This window comes from Clostridium sp. C8-1-8 (genome assembly GCF_009928445.1).
GTDB lineage: Bacteria > Bacillota > Clostridia > Clostridiales > Clostridiaceae > Clostridium_AR.
The window spans coordinates 63,993-89,106 of the sequence record NZ_JAABNO010000016.1; the positions used below are offsets into that span (position 1 = coordinate 63,993).

General features: G+C 31.3%; 21 protein-coding genes. 15 read left to right on the forward strand and 6 right to left on the reverse strand.

Features of this window, described 5'->3' with window-relative positions; all coding sequences use genetic code 11:
* Positions 1-131 precede the first annotated feature (131 nt).
* From GXK57_RS15985 to GXK57_RS16010, 7 genes are all read left to right on the forward strand, one after another.
* Positions 132-818 (forward strand): ABC transporter ATP-binding protein, encoded by a 687-nt coding sequence (locus tag GXK57_RS15985; RefSeq protein WP_160678304.1) that lies wholly within the window; start codon positions 132-134, stop codon positions 816-818.
* A gap of 12 nt (positions 819-830) precedes the next feature.
* Positions 831-3,344 (forward strand): ABC transporter permease, encoded by a 2,514-nt coding sequence (locus GXK57_RS15990; RefSeq protein ID WP_160678306.1) that lies wholly within the window; start codon positions 831-833, stop codon positions 3,342-3,344.
* 159 nt (positions 3,345-3,503) lie between these two features.
* Positions 3,504-3,635: a hypothetical protein gene (locus GXK57_RS26890; protein WP_275051648.1), complete on the forward strand. Its 132-nt coding sequence runs from the start codon at positions 3,504-3,506 to the stop codon at positions 3,633-3,635.
* Between the two features lie 47 nt (positions 3,636-3,682).
* Positions 3,683-4,384, forward strand: a complete 702-nt coding sequence (locus tag GXK57_RS15995; protein WP_160678308.1) for a response regulator transcription factor — start codon at positions 3,683-3,685, stop codon at positions 4,382-4,384.
* 12 nt (positions 4,385-4,396) lie between these two features.
* Positions 4,397-5,638, forward strand: coding sequence for a HAMP domain-containing sensor histidine kinase (locus GXK57_RS16000; protein ID WP_160678310.1), 1,242 nt, complete (start codon positions 4,397-4,399; stop codon positions 5,636-5,638).
* Between the two features lie 338 nt (positions 5,639-5,976).
* On the forward strand, positions 5,977-6,492 hold the full coding sequence (locus GXK57_RS16005) for a hypothetical protein (protein WP_160678312.1): 516 nt from the start codon (positions 5,977-5,979) through the stop codon (positions 6,490-6,492).
* Positions 6,493-6,692: 200 nt separating this feature from the next.
* A complete protein-coding gene (locus GXK57_RS16010; protein WP_160678314.1) occupies positions 6,693-7,181 on the forward strand; it encodes a flavodoxin in 489 nt (162 codons plus the stop codon).
* A 328-nt stretch (positions 7,182-7,509) separates the two neighbouring features.
* On the opposite strand, the gene GXK57_RS16015 is transcribed toward GXK57_RS16010, so the two are convergent.
* Positions 7,510-9,534 carry a carbohydrate-binding protein gene (locus tag GXK57_RS16015; RefSeq protein WP_160678316.1) on the reverse strand — a complete coding sequence of 675 codons (2,025 nt, stop codon included), beginning with the start codon at positions 9,532-9,534 and terminating at the stop codon, positions 7,510-7,512.
* Positions 9,535-10,016: 482 nt separating this feature from the next.
* Here GXK57_RS16015 and GXK57_RS16020 point away from each other — a divergent pair, with 482 nt between their 5' ends.
* Complete coding sequence (locus tag GXK57_RS16020) at positions 10,017-10,625, forward strand: DUF421 domain-containing protein (protein ID WP_160678318.1); 609 nt, start codon at positions 10,017-10,019, stop codon at positions 10,623-10,625.
* 136 nt (positions 10,626-10,761) lie between these two features.
* Here GXK57_RS16020 and GXK57_RS16025 read toward each other — a convergent pair whose 3' ends face one another.
* The 4 genes from GXK57_RS16025 to GXK57_RS16040 form a co-directional block, all read right to left on the reverse strand.
* Positions 10,762-12,267: an ammonium transporter gene (locus GXK57_RS16025; RefSeq protein ID WP_160678320.1), complete on the reverse strand. Its 1,506-nt coding sequence runs from the start codon at positions 12,265-12,267 to the stop codon at positions 10,762-10,764.
* Positions 12,268-12,360: 93 nt separating this feature from the next.
* The gene (locus GXK57_RS16030) at positions 12,361-12,708 is read right to left on the reverse strand and encodes a P-II family nitrogen regulator (protein WP_160678322.1); all 348 of its coding nucleotides are present in this window, start codon (positions 12,706-12,708) and stop codon (positions 12,361-12,363) included.
* A gap of 364 nt (positions 12,709-13,072) precedes the next feature.
* Entirely contained in the window at positions 13,073-14,101 is a 1,029-nt protein-coding gene (locus GXK57_RS16035; RefSeq protein ID WP_160678324.1) for a TRAP transporter substrate-binding protein, read from the reverse strand.
* A gap of 19 nt (positions 14,102-14,120) precedes the next feature.
* Entirely contained in the window at positions 14,121-15,824 is a 1,704-nt protein-coding gene (locus tag GXK57_RS16040) for a methyl-accepting chemotaxis protein (RefSeq protein ID WP_160678326.1), read from the reverse strand.
* A 201-nt stretch (positions 15,825-16,025) separates the two neighbouring features.
* Here GXK57_RS16040 and GXK57_RS16045 point away from each other — a divergent pair, with 201 nt between their 5' ends.
* Entirely contained in the window at positions 16,026-16,283 is a 258-nt protein-coding gene (locus GXK57_RS16045; RefSeq protein WP_160678328.1) for a hypothetical protein, read from the forward strand.
* A gap of 82 nt (positions 16,284-16,365) precedes the next feature.
* Here GXK57_RS16045 and GXK57_RS16050 read toward each other — a convergent pair whose 3' ends face one another.
* Positions 16,366-16,758, reverse strand: a complete 393-nt coding sequence (locus tag GXK57_RS16050) for a hypothetical protein (RefSeq protein ID WP_160678330.1) — start codon at positions 16,756-16,758, stop codon at positions 16,366-16,368.
* A gap of 319 nt (positions 16,759-17,077) precedes the next feature.
* On the opposite strand from GXK57_RS16050, the gene GXK57_RS16055 reads away from it, so the two are divergent.
* The 6 genes from GXK57_RS16055 to cphA all read left to right on the forward strand — a co-directional run bounded on the left by GXK57_RS16055 (position 17,078) and on the right by cphA (position 24,875).
* Positions 17,078-17,275, forward strand: coding sequence for an alpha/beta-type small acid-soluble spore protein (locus GXK57_RS16055; protein ID WP_128212221.1), 198 nt, complete (start codon positions 17,078-17,080; stop codon positions 17,273-17,275).
* A gap of 397 nt (positions 17,276-17,672) precedes the next feature.
* Positions 17,673-18,221, forward strand: coding sequence for a hypothetical protein (locus GXK57_RS16060; RefSeq protein ID WP_160678332.1), 549 nt, complete (start codon positions 17,673-17,675; stop codon positions 18,219-18,221).
* Between the two features lie 318 nt (positions 18,222-18,539).
* Entirely contained in the window at positions 18,540-18,776 is a 237-nt protein-coding gene (locus tag GXK57_RS16065; RefSeq protein ID WP_128212223.1) for a Veg family protein, read from the forward strand.
* A 636-nt stretch (positions 18,777-19,412) separates the two neighbouring features.
* Entirely contained in the window at positions 19,413-20,978 is a 1,566-nt protein-coding gene (locus GXK57_RS16070) for an SPOCS domain-containing protein (protein ID WP_160678334.1), read from the forward strand.
* Positions 20,979-21,439: 461 nt separating this feature from the next.
* Positions 21,440-22,270, forward strand: a complete 831-nt coding sequence (locus tag GXK57_RS16075) for a cyanophycinase (RefSeq protein WP_160678336.1) — start codon at positions 21,440-21,442, stop codon at positions 22,268-22,270.
* A complete protein-coding gene (gene cphA / locus GXK57_RS16080) occupies positions 22,257-24,875 on the forward strand; it encodes a cyanophycin synthetase (RefSeq protein ID WP_160678338.1) in 2,619 nt (872 codons plus the stop codon). Before GXK57_RS16075 ends, cphA begins: the two co-directional genes overlap by 14 nt.
* Positions 24,876-25,114: the final 239 nt, after the last annotated feature.

The following is a 25,114-nucleotide window of genomic DNA, read 5'->3' on the forward strand; positions in this document are numbered from 1 at the left end:
TGAAGTAGTTGATTTCAATAAGGATGTTTAGCTAAACATGTTGATAGGCTTATCCTTATTGTGATTACAAAATTGTATAAGAGTATATCAAGCTTTAGGTATATAAAAAAGTTAAGGGAGAGATTTATAACATGGAAATATTAAGGGTGGAAAATTTGAATAAAACCTATGGAAAAGACAACAACAAGGTAGAGGCTCTTAGAGATGTAAGTTTGACAGTAAATAAAGGAGAGTTTGTGGCTATAGTAGGGGCTTCTGGTTCTGGAAAGAGTACTTTGCTTCATCTTTTAGGTGGATTGGACCTGCCTACTAGCGGAAAGGTTATTATAGATGGAGAAAGCATATATGATTATAAGGAAGAAAAGCTAGCTATATTTAGAAGAAGAAAGATAGGTTTCATATTTCAATTCTTCAATCTTATACCAGTGCTAGATGTTGAGGAGAATATAGCACTTCCAGCACTTTTAGACAATGAAAAGGTAGATAAGAACTACTTGAATGAGATAGTAGAGATATTAGGACTTACTGATAGAAAGGGACACTTACCTTCAGAGCTTTCTGGTGGTCAACAGCAGAGAGTATCAATAGGAAGAGCACTTTTAAATAAACCTTCAATAATACTAGCAGATGAGCCAACAGGAAATCTTGATAGTAAGAACTCAAAAGAGGTAATAGAACTTTTAAGATTTACTGCAAGAAAATACAATCAAACCTTAATACTAATAACTCATGATGTTAATATAGCAGCTATGGCAGATAGAGTAATAACTATTGAGGATGGAGCCATAATTTCTGATAAGACATTAAAGAGTAATTAAGGGGGAAAAGCAATGATAAGCAGTTATAAACAAATTACAGTACGATATATGAAGGCTAATAAAAAGAGAACCCTACTTACAGTGATAGGGATAGTTTTATCAGTAGCGCTTATTGCAACCATAGGGTTATTCTTCAAAGGTATGCAGCAAACGGAGCTAGACAAGGCTATAAGTAACTATGGTTCTTTTCATGTTATGTATAAGGATACAACTCCAGAGGTTTTCAGTAAGGTCATCAATAATCCTAAGGTTGGCAGATATGGTTATTATAAAGTAGAGGATGAAATTAAGCTAGATAAAGATGTTATTGCTAGTAAGATAGTGACTACAAATAAAGCTTTAGACTTATTACCTTTTAAGATTAAGCAGGGAAGAATGCCTGAAAACGAAAATGAATTTGTTATTGAGAGATGGGTTGTTAATCACTTAGGTAAGAAAGTGCAAATAGGGGATGTGGTAAAGCTTAACGATAAAGAATACAAGCTTGTAGGTGTACTAGAGAATAACTATAATACCCAGGAAGAAGGTAAAGCAAGAATAATTACAAGAAATGATAACATATCTAAAGATAATGCTACCTTGGTTGTTCAGATTAAGCCTGGAGTTAATCTGAAAAAGGCTATAAGGGAGCTTGCAGCTATAGGGGACTCAAAAAAAGTGTCTTCAAATGATCAAGTACTAATGCTTGAAGGAGTAGGAAAAGACTCAGGCATGTTAAATGGATTAAATATGGTTCTAGTAATAGTAATATCAATAGTTGTAGTTTGTACTGTAGCAGTTATATATAATTCCTTCCAAATAAGCGTGGTAGAAAGAATGAAAGAATTTGGTCTTTTAAGGGCTGTAGGAACTACACCTAAGCAAATACGAAACATAGTGCTGAAGGAAGCTACCATATTGGTTTTCACAGCAGTACCTATAGGAATAATTTTTGGAATTATTGCTATGTCAATATTATATGTAGTTTTCACATTAATAGGAAAAGACTCTGTACTGACAGCAAAAATTGTCATAGACCCAATGGTGCTTTTTATTAGCTTTTTAGTAGGTGTTGTATCTGTATATTTATCAGCATTGCTTCCAGCAATATTTGCAGGTAGAATATCGCCTTTGTCAGCTATAAGCAGTAGAACTATAATAACTAAGGGAAAAGTGAAAAAGACAGACAACAAGCTTATTAGAAAGTTATTTGGTTTTGAAGGAGCTATGGCAGCAAAGAACATAAAGAGAAACAAAAAAAGATATAGAATAACCGTATTTTCAATTGTAATAAGTGTGGTGCTCTTTATCTCCTTCAGTTCGCTTATGGATATGTCTCTAAGGGTAACTGATGAGCCAAATGAATCAAGAGATATACATTTCACACTATATAGTAATGGTGGTAGCAGCAATCCTATAGATCTGAATGCAGTAGCAAAGGATGTAGAGAAGCTTAATTCGGTTAGTGAAATGTATAAGGTTTATAATTATGATTCTTTTTATGCAGTAATTGATAGAAATAAGGAGTTAAAAGAAGTAAAAGGCTTAAGTGATGTATATAAGAAGATAAATTATAATGGAAAAGAACAGACTCTTATGGAATCAAGTATACAGATCTATGAGGATAAAGCTTTGGAGACTTCAAAAAAGTACTTAATTTCAGGCAGTATAGATAAAGATAAATTAAATAAAGAAAATGGTGTAATTTTAATAAATAAGAATAAGATATACAATATGGATAGTAAGAAGAGCTATGTGGGAGCTTTAGCAGAAGTGAAGGTTGGTGATGAGATTCCTGTACAGTATATTGAAATTAATGATAATGCAGAAGAAAATAAAAAGCAGGAGGAGCCAAAAAAGTTTGGAGAAGGAAAGATTCAAACTGTTAAGGTTATGGGTATAGTATCAGCAGAACCCTTTGACAACAGTGGAACTCCAAATGGACTGAAGTTCATAACTACTGAAGCTGTTAATAAAAAACTTACAGGTAAGGATGTACTTAATCCAAGAAGCTTACTTGTAAAAATAAAAGATATAAAAAATGATAAGGCTGTTGAAGAGCAAATAAACTCAATAACTAAATCAGATACTAATTTATATTTATACAATAAAATTGATTCTAACAGAAGAGAAAAATCAAGTACCTTAATGCTTCAAATTCTTATATATGGATTTATTACTGTTATCTCTCTAATAAGTTCAGTAAACATAATAAATACAATTACAACAAATATAATATTAAGAAAAAGAGAGTTTGCAGCACTTAAGTCTATTGGACTTACACAAAAGGGACTTAAAAAGATGATTGTCTTAGAAGGAGTTCTTTATGCAGTGGTTGGTACAGCTTATGGCTCTATAATAGGTAGTGGATTATCTTATCTAATGTATAGAGGTTTATCAGATGTAAGAGAATTTGGATGGAACATACCTTTTGGTGCAATACTTATTTCTCTAGTAGCATCATTAGTGATTGGATACCTATCTGTTCTGTCACCACTTTCTAGGATTAAAAAATCAAATCTAATTGAAGCTATAAGAGAAGAATAGAGAAAATCTAATCTTCTAAAGGGTAAAAAAGTTTGTCTTACAAATCTGTAAGGCAAACTTTTTTCTTGTAAGCCTATATTTATAGAGCAGAGCTGCCTAAGTATATATAATAAAAGCATGGAAAGCATATAAAAAATAATATACTAAGGAGAAATGAAGATGAATAAATTTGTTGAAATAATTAAAGCTGTATACTTATGTATAGGATTGATGTTTTTTGCTAAAGAATTAATTAGTAGTAATTATGATAATTGTAGTGAAGATTTGAAAAAATATGGGGTATCTATATAATTATAGGTATATAAAATAAATTTGAGATAAGTTAAGAGGTTTAAATTATGGTAAATACACTGCTTTTAGTGGAAGACGATCAATCCCTTGCTCTTGGAATAGAGTTTACTCTTAAGGATGAAGGCTATGAGGTCCTTAGGGCTTCAACATTGGAACAAGGAAGAAAGCTTTTTAGAGACAATAGTATAAACTTAATAATACTTGATGTTAATCTACCTGATGGCAGTGGATATGATTTGTGTAAGGAAATAAGGGAGAAAAGTGATGTTCCCATAATGTTTCTAACTGCTTTGGATGAAGAAGTAAATGTGGTTTTAGGTTTAGAGATTGGTGGAGATGATTATATAACTAAGCCTTTTAGGGTAAGAGAACTTTTATCTAGAGTTAAGGTGCTTTTAAGAAGGACTACTAAGAATCAATCAACAGGAAATAGACTGAAAAGTGGAGATATAATGGTAGATATATCAAGTGCTGTTGTAGTTAAAAATGATAAGGATATTGTACTTACTGCACAAGAATATAAGCTTCTTTTAATATTTATTAATAACCCTGGGGTTTTAATGAAGAGAGATAAGATCTTAGAAGAGCTTATAGAAGGAACTGAAGTATTTTTTGATGAAAATACCTTGGCGGTTTATATTAAGAGAATTAGAGAAAAGATAGAAGATAATCCTAAGGAACCAGAATATATTGTGACACAACGAGGCTTAGGTTATAAGTGGAATAAAGAAGTAATTAGTTTAGCGTAGGGAGAACTTAATATGAAGAAATACTACTTAAATCCTGAGCTTAGATTGAGCTCAGTTATTCTTTTTTTATCAACAACTTTATTTTTATGCATTACCTTATTTTCTATAAATATATACAATAACAATTTAAAAGAGGAGTATATAAAAAGTATTGGAGCTATAACAGCAAAAGTAGTGGATAAGAATCCAGAACTAGAAAGTGAAATCATACCTCTTGTCACAAGAGAGGCTAACAAGGAAGAAAGAGCAAGGGGAGAGGTGATACTAGCAAAGTACGGAATGACTAGAGATTTAGAGAATAATCTCTTCCCATATATTAATGATACTATTGCTAAGAACAATTATAGTGTAATATCTGTATTTTTACTTATTGCAATAGTACTCTTAGTTCTTAATTATTTTCAGTACACATTTTTTTACAATAAGATAAGAGTTTTGACATTAGGCGCTAGAAGGGTTATAGAGGGAGAATATGATATTAATATAAGTGAGAATAGGGAAGGAGACTTTTCTAAGCTAGCAGTTTCCTTCAACTCTATGAAGGAAATAATAAGAAATAATATAAGTGAACTAAAAAAAGAAAAGCAGTTTCTAATAGATTTGCTCTCTGACATATCTCATCAGCTAAAAACACCATTGTCTTCTATGATGGTATATAATGATATTCTTTTAAATAAAGAGCTTTCAAAAGAGCAGAGAGAAGGTTTTCTTATTAATAACGAAGGTCAGCTTGATAGAATGAACTGGCTCATACAGAGTATGCTAAAGCTGGCAAAGTTAGATGCTAAAGCTATAGAGTTTGATAAAGAAAAGCAAAGTTTGAATGAAACTATTGAAGAAGCTATATATGCTCTAGAGACTAAGGCTAGTGAAGCTGAAGTGTATATAGAATTTGATTATGACAAAGAAATTATACTATACCATGATAGGCTATGGTTGGAAGAAGCACTTATAAATATAATAAAAAATGGAATTGAGCATAGTTCAAATAAAGGAAAGATAAACATAAGTCTAGAAGAAAATCCTGTTTATACTAGAGTTACGGTTGAGGACACTGGGGAAGGAATAAATGAAGAGGATTTACCTAACATATTTAAAAGGTTCTATAAAGCTAGAAGTTCAAGAAAAGTAGATTCCATAGGCATTGGGTTAGCTTTAGCAAAATCTATAGTTGAATCTCATAATGGAATTATAGAAGCTAAAAGTCAGCTTGGAGTTGGTACGAAGTTTATATTAACTTTTCATAAGTATTAAAGGCGATTTGTAGTTATACACAAAAGATATATAACATTTATGGTAATTAAATTAAATATTTAATAATATTTAACATATTATTATCACAAAGGATATAATTTATTAATATTTATTGTTTATAATAATATCATAGGATTTAGACAGAAATGAATTAGCAAAATGCACATTGCAAATGATCTTTTAATGTTATTGATCCCCCAATAAAGTAGCAGCTGGATTACCCCGATCTAGTTGCTTTTTAAAATATAAATTTTATTAAATACATATATTATTATTAAAATCTCACCTTTATAAAATTCATATAGTTTATTTAATTAATAAGGCTTTGGAGAGGTAGTATGAGAAAGGCATCAAAAAAGATTTTTTTTATTTTGTCTATTATGGTTGTTTTTTTTACTTTTCAAATTATTAGCACTTATAAGTATTTATCAAGCATAAGATTTATGTTGAAAGACAATTTCAGTATTGATATTCCCAAACCTAAGCGTGAAATTAAAGTACTATCAGATATTAATGCGATACCTTTGGATGGAAAAGCCTATTCTGTTTTAGAGTACGATGAGACAAGTGCAAGAAAGCTAACGGATTTCAATGAATGGAAGAAGGTTGACAAAGATAGTCAGAATGAAGTGAACAAGTTTGTAGATCAACTTAAAAAGTACCAAGCTGCAGATGGAGCTAAAAAAGCTATGTTAAATCAGTATAAGCCTAGGCTGCAAGACAAAAGCTTATACTATTTCAAGCCTAAAAAAAATGATTATGTAATATTACTATACAATGAAGATGAAAAGCGGATTTATGTTATGGAGCATATTGATAGAGTTGCTAAATACAGTGTTAGCTATAAAAAATAATATAATCGATTACATTTATAGATGGTGTTTTTTAATAGTTATATTTTATAATAAATCTTATAAAGCACTTATATATTTTATTAAGGCTCTTTTAAAGTACTGTATTTAAATTAAGTGGTAAGTAGTCCTATAATAGCCAACTAATATAAAAAAATGCCATGAAACATAGTCTATATTAAAAATCGGAAGGATTGATTAATATGAAGTCATTAATAATTTTCTACTCTCTAGAGGGTGATACTAAGCTTATAGCAAATTCTATTAATGAAGAATTAAAAGGGGATATAGTAGAACTTACACCGGTTAAACAAATACCTACAACAGGCTTTAAGAAGTTCCTATGGGGAGGAAAGCAGGTTATGTTTAAAGAGAAACCTGAGCTAGAACCTATAGCTGTGGATTTATCAATATATGATCTTATAGTTCTAGGAACACCGGTATGGGCTAGTAGATTTGCTCCAGTTTTTAATACATTCTTGGAAAGTAATAATATAAGCAATAAAAAGATTGCTTTATTCTGTTGTCATGGAGGAGGAAAAGAAGGAAAAACTTTCTCAGACTTCAAGGAAAAATTAAAAGACAATCAGTTCTTAGGAGAAATTGCTTTTGAGGATCCTCTAAAAAAGGATAAGGAAGGGAACTGCTTAAAGGCTAAAGAGTGGATTAAAGCTATAAAGCAGAGTATTTAAAAAAGGTCACTGAAGAATTTTAGCTTCAGTGGCCTTTTTCTTTTGTAATTATATAATTTTAGGCTCTGTTAAAGTAGCCTGTTGAAATTAAGTGGTCAGTCATCCGATGCTTAGATGAGCTTATGCAAAGAATTAATATGATTTTGTCATATTCCATGGCTAAAACTGTAAACTCACTACGTTCGAACATACAGTTTCTTAACGCCATTCCATCTGAAAAAATCATTTAATTCTAATTGCTCGCTCATATAGCATCTCCTTCATAACCACTTAATTTCAACAATATTATTAAACATAGCCTAATTTTAAAATGTTAAAGAGTTAATTATTAGTTTACTGTGAGATGCCAGTCTTTACTGCTGTTGTTGTCCCAATTAGTACCATCAGTAAAAACGAAGTCTAGTTGACTTGCTGTAGTAGGAATAGTTATTGTACCTTGCCAGAAACCATCACTTCTCTTTGTCATAGAAACATCAGTTGTGGTTACAGTTGCCCAGCCATTTGTACCCCAATGAAGCAATACTTTGCTTGAATTTGCTAAGGTACCTTTATAGTAAATAGTAAAGCTTCCACCTTTAACTAAGGTACTGCTATCGTAGTCAACAGTATAACCTGCACGTGGATAAGTTATTAAACTACTTCCTGACTTGGTTACGGATATAGACCAGTTTGCACTGTTATTACTATCCCAAGTAGAGCCGTTTGTAAAACATAGATTTAATTGGCTTGTGGCTGCTGTAGGAACTGTTAAAGTAACTTTCCAAAGGTTATCAGAAGCTTTAGTCATTACTGTATCTGTAGTTCCCTTCCAGCTATCATAGCCCCAATGAGCTGTAACTGATGAAGAACCCTTTAAAACTGAGTTTGATGAATCATAAGTAACAGTAACAGTACTTCCTACTACAGGTGTAGTTGGAGTCCAAGTAACTCTATCTGTAGGAGTAGGTGTTGGATTTGGAGTTGTGCTATTATATAAAACTATAATTGAATTGCCAGGAATGTTTCCAGTAATGGTTCCATTTGAAACAGTTAATGTACAACTTGCACTTCCGTGGTTAGTATAAGTCCCATTTGCAAGATTAGTTGCTGAGTTTAGATAAGTGCTTCCACCAGCATTAACTACTACAGTACCTAATGTTCCACGATCTATAAGCATAGTTTGATTGTTATTAGTCCATCTTAAATATTCATTTTGACCAACCATAGCATTATGGAATTTATTAACTTCAACTATGTTGGTATCCTTCCAGAGAGTTTCACCAGCACTACCAATTGAACTTGTAGGTCTATCAAAGAATAAAGGAGTTGAGTTAGCTCTTGAAGCAGCTATAGCCCATCCCATTGTTCTTTGCCAATTAGTCAATGCCTTACTTGTACCATCTTCATAGTTATCATGAGTTTCAACAAAATCAACGCAGTCCTTGTTATTAAGTCCGCCCATTCCATTTCCTATATTGAGATTGTTGGAAGTTATTGCACCTCTTAAGCTACCACCATAATTGCTAGCTGTAACATTCATGAAAGATGCATAAGCAGATATATTGTCTACTGTACCATCTTGTAGTATTTCTCCATAGATATAAAGACTAGATTTGTTGTGTAAGTTTCCTAAAACATTTGTCCAGTAGTTTCCACTCCAAGGTTGATTAGCATCTAAGCCTATATTAGTTTCTATATGCTTAGCTGCGTCAAATCTGAAGCCGCTAGCACCAGCATCTACACACTGATTTAAGAAAGTAATTGCTTTGTTTTGTACATCAGTGTTTTGGGTGTTTAAATCAGGCATTCCTATTCCTTTTTGAGTTATATCATTTCTGCTGTTCCAATTAGAGCATTGTCCTTGATTATGATAATAGCTAGAGTTTTTAAAGCTTGGATCAACAGAAGAGTCCAATTGATCGTTATTTCCGTTATTAGCCATGTGGTTCATTACAACATCTACTATAATTGAAATGCCATAGCTTTTTGCTGCTGTGCAAAGTGCTTTAAAGTCATCATAAGAACCAAGTTGAGCATTACCTACAGATTGGTTAGTAGGTTGATATAGTAACCACCATTTTGAAGGATCTGTGCTTGTATCTTTTGTTCCTTGTACAGGAGAAACCTGTATGGACTTGTAGCCAGCTGCAGCTATGTCTGGAAGCTGACTTTTTATGGTGTTGAAGGACCAGTCAAAGGCATGAAGTATAACACCGTCCTTTGTATTTGTCGGTAAGTTGTAGGTGGTAGCAGCTTGAGCCACTTCAGGTTTAGAGTTAAGAAATACATATTGTCCTGCAGGAGTAAAAGTTAAAGATGATAGCATAGCAAAGCTGATAGAGAAAGAAAGAATTTTGTTTCTTAGTGATTTCATTGAATCACCCTCCTTAATTAAATTAGTATAACGTTTGCACAAAGGCTAAAACATTATCTGATTGTGTATTTGTGCAAATATGTATTAGTGAAGTTCTTTAAGTATATGTATATGCTAACGTTTGCACAAACCAGCGAAAAATAATGGTTAATATAGCTGCGAATGTAGTATGTTGATAAAAGTTTATATGTTGGAATTGTAATAATGAATAATAATAGACTATAAACATGATAATTTGCGATAGGTTAATTATAAAGATTGCTACGATTGGATATGTATCATTAATAAATTTATTTTTCATCTTTATTTTATAATCAGTTTAAAAAAAAGTAAAGATATTATTTACAAAAAAATAAAAAAATAACTCTTGTAAAAGTAATAGGTTATTTTATATGTTTAACATATTTTATAAAGCTATTACTAATTATATATTTGTGTGCTTCTATATTTTTAAAATTGACCTTTTGAAGGAGTGTAATGTCATGGATATGAGTTGGGTTTTGAAGGCTACAGTGATATTTTTTTGTGGAACATTAGTTTTAAGGATTGGTGGAAGAAAATCCATATCACAGATGACTATAGCACAGACTGTTGTAATGATAGGAATGGGCTCATTGATAATAGAGCCATTGGCTGGAAAAGGATTAGCTATAACTTTTTTATCTGCATTCACGTTAGTATTTTTTATGATAGTATTAGAATACTTAGAATTAAAATCTGATTTTATAGAAAGAATATTCTCAGGAAAAGCTGTTATTGTCATTGAAGATGGAAAAATTAATATAAAGAATATTAAAAAATTAAGACTAACAGTAGATAGACTTGAAACTAGATTAAGGCAGATAGGAGTTTCGAGTATTGATGAGGTCAAGTATGCCACCATAGAGGTAAGTGGACAGATAGGGTATGAATTAAAAGATGATAAAAAACCTCTTACAAAAGGAGAGTTTTTTTATATATTAAGCGAAATTCCTGAGTTAAAGTCTGTGATAGAACAATATAGAAAGAATAAAAGCACTGAGTTAAGCAAAAGTATATTAGAAGAGGTAAAAAATCCAAGTATAAAGGATAATTCAAAGAAACTTAGGTAATATAATAAGCCAATAGCCATTTATAAATTGTTATGAATAAAAAGTAATGCACAGCCAATCGTCTAGTTATGCATTACTTTTTTGAATAAAAGGATTTTATAAATGTTGTAATAGTGCTTTATAAAAGATTAAAATCTTATAATGTTTTTTGCTCAAACTCGTTATAAGCTAAAGCGCCCATTTCAGGAATATCAAGTCCGGTTATTTCATCTTCTGCCTTAACTCTTATACCTATTGTCTTATCAGTTATCTTCCAGAATAGAAGCTGACTTCCTACACCAAATACTATAACTACTGCAACAGCAATAAGTTGAGCAAATAGTTGTCCAGGATCGCCGTAGAATAGACCTTTTACTCCTCCAGCAACTCCATTTAGTCCGTCTCCATAAGTACCGTCTGCAAATAAACCTAAGGCTATCATACCCCAAAGTCCATTAACAAGATGAACCGAAGACGCTCCAACAGGATCATCAATCTTAAATTTATTTTCGATTATGGATACAGATACACAAACTAACAAACCAGCAATGGAACCAATTATTATTGCTGCTATACTGTTTACAAATGCACATGGTGCTGTGATCGCAACTAGTCCAGCTAGGGCGCCATTACAGGTCATTGAAGTATCTGGCTTACCATACTTCTTCCACACGTAGAACATAGCAACTAGTCCTCCAAAGGCTCCAGCAATCATTGTATTTACTATAACTATTGCTGATCTTAAATCATTTCCTGCAAGAGTACTTCCACCATTAAATGCAAACCAACCGAAGAATAAAATTATTGTTCCTATTACTGCCATAGGTATATGATGTCCTGGTATAGCAGTTGCCTTGCCATTTTTATCGAATTTACCTATTCTAGGCTTTATTATGATTGCTCCAGCCAAGGCTGCGGCCCCACCCATTGCGTGAACTACCGATGAACCAGCGAAGTCAACAACTCCATGGCCAAGGCTAAGCTTGGTACCTAATTGGGACAACCATCCACCTCCCCATACCCAATTTCCATATAGAGGGTAGTATATAGCAGATATAAATAATGCATTTAATATTACAGCTGAGAATTTTACTCTTTCTGCCACACCTCCAGTAGGAATTGTGCAAGCTGTGTCCATAAATACCATTTGGAAGAAGAAATAAACGAATACGCCTACATCATAAGCGGCTCCTGCCAGTAAAAAGCCTTTATATCCAAATAGACCCCAGCCGCCTAAGGCAAATTCTTTATCAAGGGGCATATGCCCGCCCAGTGCGTAGACAGGAGCGTCACCAACACCGCCAAACATTATTGCAAAGCCCATAACCAGAAATCCAACTAGTCCAACAAGAAATACAACCAAGTTCATTGCTACAGTGTGGTTGGCGTTTTTAGCTCTAGTAAAGCCTGTTTCAACCATTGCAAATCCTGCTTGAAAGAAGAATATAAGACATCCACATAGGATCATCCATACATAATTTAAACCTATTTTAGTAGAAGCTGCTGTCTTTGCAACATCATCTAAGCTTGTGCTTTTACCAATTTCATTTACAGTTTGTTTAGTTGCTCCAGTTGGATCTCCCTGTGTTGCTGCATATGCTATAACACCAAAGAAGCATACACAGAAAAGAAATATCGTCGTAAATTTTAATAATTTTTTCATTTATAATTCCTCCCCAAAGTTTAATAAAATATAAATAATATAAATAGCCAAGGATAGATAAAAGAATTATGAGCACTTAAAGAGTAATATATGCTATAATGCGTCCCCGCCTTGCTCACCTGTTCTTACACGTATTACATTGTCTATAGATGAGATGAATATTTTTCCGTCACCAATTTGTCCAGTTCTCAAAACTTTTTGTGCAGTATCAACTACATCTTGTACAGGAACAGTATGAACCACAATTTCTACCTTAACTTTTGGAAGTAGGTCTATTTTAAATTTGCTTCCTCGGTAAACCTCGGTCTTTCCCTTTTGTAGTCCGCAACCAAGTACATGAGTTACAGTCATACCAGTGATACCAATAGCATTAAGCGCCTCTTTAAGCTCTTCAAACTTACTTTGCCTAGTTATGATTTCTATTTTTGTTATTTTTCCCATTAAAGATCCCTCCTGTATAAAATATTAAATATAAGGACTTATTTTATTAATGAAAAAAGGCGCATTCTCATTACTGAGAAAGCGCCTTTGCTTTATGAAATAATTATAGCTTTTGGGAAAACTAAATCAAACATAAAAGTAAAATTTTTATAAAAATGGATATAAAATTAAAAAAGTTGTTTTTTTACTATAAATTAATTATAAATTGATAAATAAAAACGTTTTATATTTAAATATATATTTTAAAAGAATAAAAATAAGAATATACACTGCCAGAATCTCTTCACATAGGTTAGGGATATGGTGGAGTTTCAAAAAAAATCACTGAAGAAAATAACTTCAGCGATTTTTTTATTGCTACTATTTATTTAGTTTGGTTGATTTGATTTGTCAAATCAGTATATTTACTACCGAATTTTTCGTATACTGGAGTAACTGAATTTTTAAAAGAATCTTTTGAGGATTGATCAAGTTGAGTTATTTTAACTCCAGCTTGTTTCATTTTATCCAACATGATGTCTTCGTTAGTCTTCCAAGCTTTCTTTTGAACTTCAACCGAGTCTTCAGCAGCTTTCTTTATTATCTCTTGATCTTCTTTTGAGATACCGTCCATTACCTTTTTACTGCCTACAAGTATATCTGGTATTCGAGAGTGTTCATCAATTGTGTAATATTTTGCAACATTAAATTGATTTGAGGAAACATAAGTAGCAGGATTATTTTCAGCACCATCTACTTGTCCTAATGCTAAAGCTTGAAGAACTTGAGCGGAATCCATTGCCACTGGGGTGGCTCCAAGTGAAGAAACAAGTGCTTTCATCAGATCACTTTCTTGAACTCTTATTCTCAAATCTTTTAAGTCAGCTACTGATTTTATTTCTTTCTTATTATTATAAAAGTTTCTTGAACCAGAATCATAAAATGCCAAACCAACTAGATTTGCTTTTTGTATATCTTGAAGGGCTTGCTTACCTATAGATCCGTTAAGTACTGCCCACATATGATCACTATCTCTGTATAAATAAGGCAGAGATAAGACATTCATTATGTCTGAATAGCTAGATAGGGGAGAGATACTAGTTCTAGTAAAGTCTATAGTCCCCATCCTTACTTGGGCTAAAGTGTCCTTTTCGCTTCCGAGGCCACCACCAGTAATAACTTTAATTTCTATTCTTCCGTTAGTTCTCTCTTTTACTAGCTTAGCAAACTCGTTGTCTCCTTGAGTAGTCGGATAGTCTTTTGACTGAGATTCTGCTAGAAGTAAGGTCTTTTTATTTGAATCCTTATTATTAATCATATCTAAATACACATTACTCTGAACATTTGTGCTGCAGCCAACAAAAGTTAGTAGAGTGACAAGCAGTAGCGATAATGATATTAGTTTTTTTTGCATATTAATACCTCCTTAGTTATTAAAGCTTAAAATGCTTAACAGCCTCGTTAAGTTCTTCAGATAGGTCGTTTAATTCTGTAGCAGAAGTCACCAAGGTTAATAAACTATTAGCTTGCTGGCTTATAGCGTCAGAGATTTCAGAGCTGGATCTAAAGTTATCATTTGATATATCATTTACTTCACTCATTTTAGTTGATATATCTTTAATAACTTTTGTGAAATTATTAATCTGAGCTGCTATATCATGTATATCACTGTTAACCACTTCATTTGACTGTGATATACTCTTGAAATTTATCATTGTTTTTTCAGCTATAGAGCTTCCTATTGATATTTGGTTAATACTTTCACTCATCTTATTATTAATAAGACTTGTTTCGGTTTTAAAGTTAGCTACAATATTGCCTATCTTTTGAGCGGATAAAGCTGATTCTTCTGCTAGTTTACGAACTTGCTCAGCAACTACACCAAAGCCTTTTCCACTTTCACCGGCACGAGCAGCCTCAATTGCTGCATTAAGTGCTAAAAGATTGGTTTGTGAAGCCAAAGAGGTAATTGTATTTACAATAGAGTTCATTTCTTGAGCACTTGAGTTAAGTCTATCTGTTATACTTGATGTATCATTTGCAGAATTTTTTATTATTTCTAACTGATTTAAGAACTCACTTATGCTCTTGTTTCCTTCTTTCGCTAGAATAGCTGAAGTATTAGCGCTCTCAAGTATTTTATTAGATTTTTCTATGATTTTTTCAGAAGAGTTATACATATCATCAAGATTATCTACAGTTTCAGAAACCTTTTGATTTTGTATATTTATGCTATTAACAATTTCTGTAGAGGTTGCACTTATCTCTTCTGCAACAGCACTATTTTGGTTTGAAGTATTATTAAGTTCTAATGAAGTAGCATTTATATTGCTGTTAGCGGTGCTTAGTTTATGTATTATATTTCTAAGATTGTCTAACATTCCGTTAAAAGCATTTGCCAGATCAAATAGTTCATCTCTAGTTTGTACCTCAACTCTATCGATAGATAAGTTATTATTAGATATCTCAGTGGCTTTGCTTTTCAATTCTTTTATAGGTCTTATAAGATTAAAGGAAAGTATGCTTACGCTTACTATAGAGATAACTAAAATCACTGCAAATAAAACAAGACTATATATAAGTGATCTTGTAACACTGCTTGATATTTGCTTTTTTAAGTTTTCACTATTAGTTATAGCTTGAAGTATGTATTTTTGAGAATAGTCCTTTACATAACCGACTATGTTCCCTACATTTTGAGAGTTCTTTATTGCTTCTTCTGATTTATTTGCGTTTATACTTGCCTCAGTTGAGTCAATACTTTGGCTTACAGAATCCATCAGTTTATATATCTGATACATGGATATCTTGGAGTCTTCAGAGCCTTCGGACTGTAAGATATTCATAGCTTCTGATTTTATGGTATTAATATTTTGCCTATACTTTGCGTCAGAAATCTTTTTGCTACCAAACTGTACATCTAAGAGCTCCTTGTTCACGTTTGCAATTTGATCGCCAATTTTATTTGCATTGTTAATGTCATTTAGAACTTGTTCATACTTCTTATTTGTATTGAAAGAATTGTAGCTAAGTAAGAAAATTTCCGCAGACATCAGAATGATTATTGTTGCAAATATTCCAATTAACTTAACTTTTATACTAGTTCTTCGTTTTTTCGTATTAGAGGAGTTTAACATATAAAATATCCTTTCTTGAGTCGTATTTATTTGTGTGTGGGTATTATATATTAATTTTCGGTGTTACTTAATGAAACTGTATAGAGGTCGGAAAGTTAAATAAATAACAAGAAGGATTTTATTTTAATTAAATATATTGATAATATAAGAAGACATTGGTAATATATATAGTATACGAACATATGTACGGGTGGTGTTGTGATGAAGATCATTGCTAAAAATATAGAAGTAGTGGCTTGGTTTGATATAAGTGGAAAACCTCATCCAGTAAGGTTTAAAGTTAGAGATGACAAAGACTATGTGATAAGAATTGATAGGGTTGTCAAATTAGACAAGGAACGTATTGCAGGAAATGATATGCTTATCTTTACCTGCCAAAGCATAATAGGGGGAAGTGAAAGATTATATGAGATAAAATATGAGATATGTACATGTAAATGGATACTTTTTAAATTTTAGCTCTAAGATTAACTAATTGTTCTGTTGTTTTAACTATATAGTAAAGAGCCTAGAGATGTTCTCTAGACTCCGTTAAAATATATTATTCTGAAAAACTACTCTTTGTTATTAAAGCATCAATATAGCCTTTAAGATCATCGCCTTCTAAAGCACCTCTTGATAATCCAAGAAATACTAATGCAAGCACTGCTATAGAATAGTTATCTATATTAACTCTAACGGTATTGTTTCCTATATCGCCAAAAGTAACGCTATCTGTTTCATAATCTGATTGACCTTGGTTTTGATGTTGATCCTGATCCTGATATTGGTGTTGATCTTGATACTGATGTTGAAGCTGTTCCTGTAGTTGTTCTTGTAGCTGGAATTGTTTCTGCAACTGAGCCTGGAATTGTTCTTGTTTTTGGATCAATATTGCGATCAACTCATAAATCTCTGTTGGAGTTTTTTGTTTTTCATTATTACTATATGCCATCTCTTTACACCTCGTAATTTCATCCTAAAGTTTTGGGCTAATACTATAGAAGTTTTGATATAAATTAGCTTTGAAAGTTAAATAAATCACTTAGTAAATCTATAATAATTAGCTCATAATACAATATATGCAGAGTTAATACACTTGGTTACTAATAAATTAGCTACTTAAACATTAAATTGAATTTTATTATATTATTTTATTTGAAGTAATGGATAATGCTAAATAAAATTCCAATAGAAACACATAATAATAAACCAAATAAAGAGCAACATACTAGTGTAACAAAAAAATAAATTATATGAAGGAGGACATTATCATGGCAAGCAGAGGAAATAGAGTTTTAGTTCCACAAGCAAAAGAAAAATTAAGTCAATTCAAGTTTGAGACTGCAAGAGAACTAGGAGTTAATTTAACTGAGGGCTACAATGGTGATTTGACCTCAAGAGAAAATGGCTCAGTTGGTGGATACATGGTTAAAAAAATGATAGAAAGCTATGAAAATGGTCTAAAGTAATTTCTTTGTAATTTAATTATTATGAAGAATATCTATCATAGTAAATCTTTATGATTTAAATATTAAAAGCATTTAGATTAATTTAGGCAGCCTTATCACTGAGGCTGTCTTGTTGTTTTTAATAGAGTATGATCTAGATAATATTTTGGTAATAACCGAATTATGAACTCTATAAATACAATTTAAAATGGACTTTATAATATTTTTATAAGAACAAATTAGAAACTTATAAAAAAAGTATTTTACTTTTTTTAATTTGTAAAAAAATGGAAGGGATTTTATTTTTTTTATAGAATACTATAGATGTGCTAAAGCATAAAGAAATTTATGTTTTGAAGCCTCCTCTAAAAATCTATAGGAGGGTTAACAGTAAATATAGTTTAGGGAGTGGTTTGAAATGGTGTTAATGGCTGTGATTTCCCTTGCAATTCTAATAAAGGGGATAAGCATGTATCTCAATTATACTTCATTGAAGGATGAAGAAATTAGTAACAAAGTTTTTATAAAAGAGGATAAGCAGTATTTTTTATATGGAATTATATTAATTGCATTTTCTATAATTCTATTTATAATAGGTATTTATACTAATAGCATAATTTTAGATATCTTATTGATAACTTGTGGCTTAACGTCTCTTATCTGTGGCTCTTATATTCTTATATATTCAAAGAATACTGCAATATGTGTGAATGATGATGGAATAGAGTATAAAAATATCCTTAAAGCAGTTGAATTTATAAAATGGGATGAGGTAACAGACATTAGATTTAATTCAATAACAAGACGATTGATTGTAGAGTGTTATGACATAAAGATAAGGTTAGATATATCAAATAATTTAACAAGTCAGTTCCTTGAACTTATGAAGAAAAATCTAAACCAATATTTCTATCGGGAGGCAATTGATAAACTAGAGAAGTATAGAAAAAATATACAATTTACTTAATAAGATAATAAGGTCTTAATATTAAAGCCATCTCTATAGTATTAGAGATGGCTTTAATAGCTTTAAATGATGAAAATAATTTAACTTAAATCTATGCAACTTTTGGTTTATATATATTTATATATATGATACAAGAAAAAAATAGATATAAAGAATAAATTTTATTTTTATGAAGAAACTATAGAAAGATGTGAAAATTTCATAAAATATTAATAGAAAATTTACATTGACAAAGGAAAATAAATAGGATAAAATATTTGGTTAATTTGACAGAATATTTACTTAGCAGTATAATATAATAGGAAAGAGGGTGTTCATATGGAAAAGAGTAAGACATTATCTTCCATAAGAAGAGACATAGAAGGCCATATTGGTGAAAAAGTTATACTTAAAGCTAATGGAGGACGAAGAAAGATTCTAGTCAATAATGGAGTACTTGAGAGTGTGTACCCAAGTATTTTTGTTATAAGATTAGAAGCTGACACCCAAAGGACTGTGACATATAGTTATTCTGATGTATTGACAAAGACTGTACAGCTTGTATTTAAAGGATAATTAAGAACCTCGATATGCGAGTTGAAAATTTAGATTGGTTTAGTTATGGTATATTTATAAAATATTATTTTATAAATATTTTTAACCTCATCTTTATTTTTAATTCGTACGAGGTTCTTAGTTTTTTTATTGTTTAGATTATATATTCAATATCTTCTTATTTTATAGATTCTTTTTGATAATATTATTTGATACATACGAACATCACTATTAAATATAAAAGATAAGTAAAAATAAAATGCTTGTAAATATATATGGTTCTGCGAAGAAAATATTAATATTTTAATTGTTAAAAGTTCACCTATCTTTACAATAGATGGTGTATTTTTTTATATATTTAAAGTATAATTAAATTAAACGATTACAAAAAGAGTAAAAAAAGAAAGATGGTGGGTTTCCATCTTTCAACTATGGTATAAAAGGGTATTGAGAATTTATGAGAGGTTATATGGTCAATAACCAATATTATAATACGACATATTTTGCAGTATGTCAACTTTATTTCGGAAAAAAAATAAAAAATATTCGACAAAATTTGCACATGCGATTTTATTTATAATTTATATCCATATTTAATCATAAAATTGATTTCTTTATTATATATATTGTATTAGGTATATTATGGGAGGGATGAATTTGGCCGGATTAGATGTGATAAAAGAAAATATTGAATATGAACGACTTTATAGTATAAGCGCATCAGATGCAGTACTGAAAGGTGAATACTTAATACCTGATACACATCCAGATGTTGTGAAAATACTTACAGTAGAAGCAAAGCCTGTTATTACTAATAAGGAAGTAGTACAAGAAAGGGTCTATGTTGAAGGACAAGTAGAATACAATGTAATTTACTTAGCGAAAGAAGATGAAGGTTTAGGAGTTCATACAATAAGTTATAGCGATAAGTTTGCAAACTATATTGATGTTGCTGGAGCTGAACATAGAATGGTATGCGATGCAGAGAGTGAGGTTGAACATATTAATTCAAACATAATTAATGAGAGAAAAGTTAGCTTGGAATGTATTTTCTCAACAAAGTGCACCGTATACAAAAAAGATAGTTTTGAATTTGTAAAAGATATTGAAGGATCCGGAGACATTGAAGTTAAGAAGAGATCAGAAGCCTTTGATAAACTAGTTTATGAGAAAAAATTTGATTTATCCACTAAGGCTAGTGTGCAAATAGGAATGGATAAACCACAAATAGGAAAAATAATAAAAATAAATGCTCAGCTTCATAAAAAGGAAGTAAGAGCTTTGGATGGAAGAGTACAAATATCTTGTTATTGCAAACTTGATATTTTGTATAAAGCTACAGACTCTAGAGAATTAGTTCCTCTAGAAGATGATCTATTCCTAACAAAAGAAGAAGATGCTGAAAATGTTTCTTCTTCTATGATAACAGATGGTGATTTTAGGGTTGCAGCTTCAGAGTATAGCATAGGTGAAGATGACTTAGGTGAAGCAAGAACTCTTGATATCGAAGTATTGGTAGGTGGAGAGCTTAAGGTATATAGTAAAGAAGAATTAGAAATAATAGAAGATGCTTATTCTCCAGCTAGAAATATGGAATTAAAAAAAGATGATGTTGATATGACAGTTTTACACGGTCAAGGAAGCAATGAAACAATTGTAAAAGATAATATAGAGCCCGAAGATGGCGCTAATGAGCCTTTGCAGATACTTTCATCTAAAGGCGATGTTGTATCCTTAGAAAATAAAATTGTGGATAATAAGATCGTTATTGATGGAATCGTAAATGTAAATGTCATGTATAAGACAGCAGATGCAGAAAATAGTGTTGCAAATGTGAATTCAGAGATTCCTTTTACTACTGCAGTAGATATTCAAGATATGAAATCTGATATGAAATCTGTGGTTAAGGCTTGGATAGAGAATCTCCAAGCATCTATAGAAGCCCATACAATTGCTATAAAAGCGGTTATAAATGCCAGTGCTAAGGTGTATTTGCAAAGTAAAAAGCAATATATTTCTGAAGTGGAAGAAAAAGAAGAGGAAGTGCAAGGTAAAAAAGCTTCTATTACAATTTACTCAGTACAAAAGAATGATACATTGTGGGATTTAGCTAAGAAGTTCAATACAACAATCGCTGAACTGCTTAAGATCAATGATCTTGAAGGACCAGATTCTATTTGTGTAAATCAAAAGCTTATAATACCAGGAAGAGCTTTAATGTGAATAAATAATTAATAAAAAGGGTCATTAGGTAAGGATTTATCTAATGATCTTTTTAATTTTTGTCTTCTTTTATTTAGCATATTTTGAAAGTATGATTTTAGGCTAGTAGGAAAAAATAGAATTATTGCTTTCGCAGTTACTAAAGATGTATCGCTTAGAGCTAAAGTTAATAAAAATAAGGCTTTTTAGAATCATTAAAGGCTTTATTTTGGTCCTAAGGATTGAAGTAGTATATCTCTTCAGAGAAATAGATAGTACAGTTCTGTAATCTTTAATGATACCAAAAATGGTATCTTTATTGATTTGTTTAGTACATCTATGAAATAGCTCTAGTATTAGATTTGGAAAAAATAAGTTGATGAAATGGAGATTGGTGTATGAAGAAAATTATCTATCTAAAGTAATGAATAAATATAAATAACATGGATAAAATAAAAAATGCATGATTAGAGGTGATTTTTTTGAATATAAAATCTGAAGGAAATCTAATTATAATAGGAGGAGCAGAAGATAAAGAGGGAAATAAAGAAATATTAAATTATGTATGTTCCAAAATAAATAAAGAAAACGATGTGTTAGTGGTAGCAACAATTGCAACAGAAAAGCCGCAGGAAGCTAAAGATAAATATACTAAAGTCTTTTCAGAAATAGGAGTTAAAAATATTGAAATTTTAGATGTACAGCATAGAGATGATTGTTTCTTAGAAGAAAATTTAGAAATTGTAAGAAAAGCTTCAGTTATATTTTTTACTGGAGGCGATCAGTTAAGAATAACAAGCATAATTGGTGGAACTCAAATATATGATGAGTTTTTAAGAGCTTCTGAGAGAGGATGTTATATGGTTGGTACTTCAGCAGGTGCTTCTGTTATGAGTGATACCATGATTGTTATAGGTGATGATGAAGAATCTCCTAGAAAGTGTACTCTAAAGATGTCTCCAGGATTAGGATTGGTTAAAAATATCATAATAGATCAGCATTTTTCTCAAAGAGGAAGAATAGGAAGATTATTAGCCGGAGTGGCTCAAAACCCACAGGTTTTAGGAATTGGAATTGATGAAGATACTGCTATTGTAGTACATAAAGATGACCATTTAAAGGTTATAGGCACTGGGGCAGTTTATATAATAGATGGAAGTGAGATTACATATACCAATGTTTCTGAGCAAAATCAACAAGAATTATTGAGCATTTATAATGTAAAAATGCATGTATTAGCTAAAGGACATAGATTTGATCTAGTTAGCAAGGCACCTTTTGAGGAGGAAAGAACTGAAAATGAAGCTTATTAGTGAACGAGTTTATGAGGGAAAGAATATATATTCTCATAAGAAATGCATAAGAGCAGATGTTGATCTAGAAGGGTACTGTGAGACTCCATCTAAAGATATACCGAACTTTAATTCAACTCTTGTAAATATGTTACCGGAATTATACAAGCATAGATGTGGAATAGATGAAGATAATGGATTCGTGACAAGGCTAAAAGAAGGAACATATCTTGCACATATATGTGAGCATATTACTATTGCAATTCAAAATATTTTAGGAATTGATGTTAGTTACGGAAAAGCAAGAGAAATAAAAGATGATTTATATTATATGATAATCCAATATGAATATAAAGATACAGCGCTTGGAGCTATGTATCTTGCTATAGATTTAATAAATTCATTAATATCACAAAATCCAATTAATTTAGATGAAAGAATAGATTATCTTAGAGCTGTCCTATCTGAAGAAATGATCGGCCCTAGTACTAAGGCCTTGTGTGATGCTGCAGCTGAAAGAGGTTTGCCATCTATTAAGCTGGGTGAAGGAGGCATGTATCAGATCGGATATGGAAAGCAAGGAAGAATTATTGGGGCAACTATAGGTGACTCAACAAGATGCATCGGTGCTGATATAGCCTGCGATAAGATGCTTACTAAACATCTTTTATATAATCAGTTTATACCGGTTGCTATGGGAGAAAAAGTATTTAATACTATAGATTTATTACAGAAAGCGGACAAAATAGGCTATCCAGTAGTTCTTAAACCTCAATTTGGCAATAAAGGTAATGGAGTAATACTCAATATAAAGGATCAAAAATCGCTTTTAAAAGCTTACAAAACAGTAAGTTCTGAGTATAAAGACATAATAATAGAAAGATATGTGAAGGGTAATGATTACAGAGTATGCGTTGTAAATAACGAAGTAATAGCAGTTGCGAAAAGAATGCCGCCATATATAGTTGGAGATGGAACTAGCAATATAAAAGAATTGGTAAGAGTTTTAAATAGTGATCCTAGAAGAGGAGAAAAACATGAAAAACCTCTTACTAAAGTCAAGATGGATGAGTGTCTATTGAATTGCATAAAAAGGCAAGGTTTTAGTATATCATCAATTCCAGTTAAAGGTGAAAGGGTATTTTTAAGAGAAAATGCTAATTTATCCACTGGCGGATTGGCTATAGATTGTACTGATGATATTAGTGAAGAAAATAAAAGATTATGTGTTAGAGTTGCAAAAACAGTAGGTTTAGATATATGTGGCATAGATATTTGTGTTGAAGATATATCAATTCCAATACAAGATAATGGAATTATAGTGGAAGTAAATGCTGCACCTGGAATAAGGATGCATCACTATCCTAGTGAAGGTAAATCGAGAGATGTAGCTGGCGCTATAATAGATATGATGTATGATAATCACCCTGTAAATATTCCTGTTATCTCCATAACTGGAACCAATGGCAAAACAACTACAACTAGGTTGGTTTCACATGTACTAACTCTTATGGGATACAGTGTTGGTATGACCACTACTTCAGGTATAGTCATAAATGGAGAATATATAGATAAAGGCGATGATACTGGAGCTGCCAGCGCAAAAACAGTACTTTTGAATAGAGATGTTGATGTTGCTGTACTAGAAACAGCTAGAGGTGGTATAGTAAAGCGTGGGCTAGCTTATAACTTAGCAGATGTAGGGGTTATAACAAACATTACTGAAGATCATCTTGGGATAGATAATATTAATACTATGGAAGATTTGTGCTTTGCCAAATCTTTAGTGGCTGAAGAAGTTAAAGAAGATGGATACGCAGTTATAAATGCAGATGATCCATGGAGTTTAAAGATCTTAGATAGGGTAAAAGGGAAAAAGATATTATTTTCAATGAATGAAAATAACGAATATTTGATAAACAATATTAAAGATGGAAACCCAGCTGTTTTTGTATCTGATAATTCTATATATGTAAGAAATAATGGTAAGAAGTATCTAGTGTGTGATATAAATGATATTCCAATAACAAGGGATGGTCAATTAAAATATAATGTATATAATTGTTTAGCTGCATGTAGTGCACTTGTAGGTATAAAATTAGATTATTGCATTATTGCAAAAGGACTTACAACTTTTTCAGGTGATGAAGAATCAAATCCAGGTAGATTTAATGAATATGACTTAAATGGAATAAAGGTAGTACTTGATTATGGTCATAACATAGATGGATATAATTGTGTTCTGGAATCATTAAAAATGATGCCTCATAAAAGACTAATTGGTGTAATAGGCGTTCCAGGAGATAGAAGAGATGACAGCATCGAGAAAGTTGGAGAAATATCAGCAAAGTACTTGGATAAAATATATATAAAAGAAGATTTAGAGAAGAGGGGCAGAAAAGAAGGAGAAGTAGCTAGGATTCTTGAAAAAGGAGTTCTAAAGCATAAAACATCTAAAAATATAGATATAATTCTTGATGAGTTAGAAGCCTTAGATATTGCTATAAACAATTCTATTGATGGTGATGTAATAGTAGTATTCTTTGAGGAGTTCGAAAGGCTAGTGAATTACTTGAAAGAAAGAGAAGAAACGCCACTAGAACTAGAAAAAGCTGTTCATATGTAGAAGACAGTAAAATAGTTTGGTTACTGGAAAAGCGATATGCTTTTGGTGCTGAGAACACCAATAACATATCGCTTTTATTATATCTCATGTCAGAATTTCTTCATATACGTTCAGAAAAGGCAGATGCGCAAAAAATTCACTGAAGAAAATCGCTTCAGCGAATTTTTTATTCTTTATTAAATTATATTTTAGATAAAGCTGTGGATAAGTATGCTTAGATGGCTTAAATATAATATGTC